At 69.1% G+C, this 2,362-nt stretch carries 1 protein-coding gene and 1 pseudogene; one reads left to right on the forward strand and one right to left on the reverse strand.

Features of this window, described 5'->3' with window-relative positions:
* On the reverse strand, nucleotides 1–598 hold a 598-nt coding region (locus APM_RS13355; protein WP_007423889.1), incomplete at its 3' end, for an AraC family transcriptional regulator.
* 432 nt (nucleotides 599–1,030) lie between these two features.
* On the opposite strand from APM_RS13355, the pseudogene APM_RS13360 reads away from it, so the two are divergent.
* Nucleotides 1,031–2,187: pseudogene (locus tag APM_RS13360) on the forward strand (glutamine synthetase family protein).
* Nucleotides 2,188–2,362: the final 175 nt, after the last annotated feature.

Here is a 2,362-nt window from a genome sequence, read left to right on the forward strand (position 1 = left end):
CCGGGGCGGCGAAGAAAACCGGCGCGCCGAACGCCGCCGCATGCGCCTGCGCCTGTTCCGGCGCCGGGTGCTCGAACCACACCTCCTCGATCTCCAGCGCGCCGCCCAGCGCGCGCCGCAGCAGGTTGGCGAACATCCCCATCGTCAGCTCGGCATCCTGCCGGCGTGACCAGATCCGCGGATCGACGATCCGGTATTCCAGCCGCAGCGAGCGGCCCTCCCGCGCGAGGCGGGTTTCGGTATTCTGCTGGTGCTGGATGAAATGCCGGGCGAAGGCGGCAAGCCCGGTGCCGACATCCGGCGCCGCCAGCGCGAGCTCGCCGATCAGCCCGAGCGCCTCCGGCTGGAACTGCTGGCCGAAGCGCAGGCCGAAATGCGAATCCCCGCTGCGCGCCGCCGCCCGTTCCATCATCGCGACATAGCGGGCGAGCGGCACGGTCGCGCGCGGGTCCTCGAGGTCGCGCGGATCGAACCCCGCCTCGCCGAGCACGAGGTCCGGATCCGCCCCGGCACCGCGGATGAACGCCGTCACGCCCGACGCCGCGGCGGCGAGCACATGGCAGGATGTCGATCCGGACGCGGCGGCAGGCAGACCCATGATCCCCTTCAAATCCGACGATGCCGCACCAGAATGCCGGGCGGCGCGGCGGTTGCGCAACGAAATTCGGCAGCGTGCCGACTGTGGCAAATTCCACCCCGGCCGGCTTTGACATTAGAACACAATCCCGCGCGCGGCCCCCGCTTGTCGCCGAATGTCAAGATCGTCACACTGCGGCCATGCGATGTTCCGCCGGGAGGTGCGATCATGAACAACGATCTTTCTGCACAAAACATCACCGCGTCCGGCGGCATGACGCTCGACGAGCTGCGCGCGGCGGTCGATGCCGGGGCGATCGACACGATCGTGATGGCGGCGCCGGACATGCAGGGACGGCTGCAGGGCAAGCGGGTGATGCCGCGTTTCTTCCTCGACAACGTCCTGGCCGACGCCTCCGAGGGCTGCAACTACCTGCTCGCCGTCGATGTCGAGATGACGCCGGTCTCCGGCTACGATTTCGCCTCATGGGACCGCGGCTATGGCGATTTCGTCTTCCGCCCCGATCTCTCGACCCTGCGCCGCGCCGCCTGGCAGGAAGGAGCCGCGATCGTGCTCTGCGACATCGCGCTGCATGACGGCACCCCGGCGCCGGTCGCCCCGCGCAGCATCCTGCGCCGCCAGCTCGACCGCCTCGCCGCCGCCGGCCTCACCGCCCTCGCCGCGACCGAGCTCGAATTCATGCTCTTCCGCAACACCTATGAAGAGTGCATGCGGCGCGGCTATCGCGACCTCGATCCCGCCAATCTCTACAACGTCGACTATTCGATCCTCGGCACCGCCAAGGTGGAGAAGGTCATCCGCGCCATCCGCAACGCGCTGGAGGCGTCGGGCATCCGCGTCGAGAATTCCAAGGGCGAGTGCAATCTCGGCCAGCACGAGATCAATTTCGCCTATGCCACGGCACTGGAAGCCGCCGATGGCCACGTGATCTACAAGGAAGCCGCGAAGGAAATCGCCCAGGCGCAGGACCACGCCATCACCTACATGGCGAAGTTCAACGAGCGCAGGGCAATTCCTGCCACATCCATCTCAGCCTGCGCGACGCCGCGAACCGCCCGGTCTTTGCTGCCGGTGAGGGCCACGCGCCGGAATTCGGCCATTTCCTCGCCGGCCTCGCCGCCCACGCCGCCGAGCTTTCCGTCCTGTTCGCGCCCAACATCAACTCCTACAAGCGCTACGCCGTGGGCAGCTTCGCGCCGACCGGCCTGGTCTGGGGGCATGACAACCGCACCTGCGCCTTCCGCGTGCTCGGCCACGGGCGGTCGCTGCGCGTCGAGAACCGGCTGCCGGGCGGCGACGTGAACCCCTATCTCGCGCTCGCCGGCATGATCGCCGCCGGGCTCGACGGCATGGAACGCCGCCTGCCGGCGCAACCAGCCTTCACCGGCAACGCCTATCACGGCGACCTGCCGCGCGTGCCCCGCACGCTTTCCGATGCCCTCGCCCTCTGGCGCCACAGCGCCTTCGCGCGCGAGGCGTTCGGCGAGCAGGTGGTGGCGCATTACGCAAGGATGGCCGAGGTCGAGGTCGAGACCTTCGCCGCCGCGGTGACCGACTGGGAACGCACACGCTGCTTTGAAAGGATGTAACCCGCGATGACCATTCTGCAGGGAACCTGGCGCTTCCCCACCGAGGTGCTGGCCGGGCCGGGCCGCATCGGCGAACTCGCCGCCCGCGCGCGCGATCTCGGCGCCCGCCGCGCGCTGCTCGTCTCCGACGCGCAGGTGGCGAAACTGCCCTTCTTCGCGCCGCTGGAGGCCGGCT

Source organism: Acidiphilium sp. PM, assembly GCF_000219295.1.
In the GTDB taxonomy this organism is placed as follows: domain Bacteria; phylum Pseudomonadota; class Alphaproteobacteria; order Acetobacterales; family Acetobacteraceae; genus Acidiphilium; species Acidiphilium multivorum.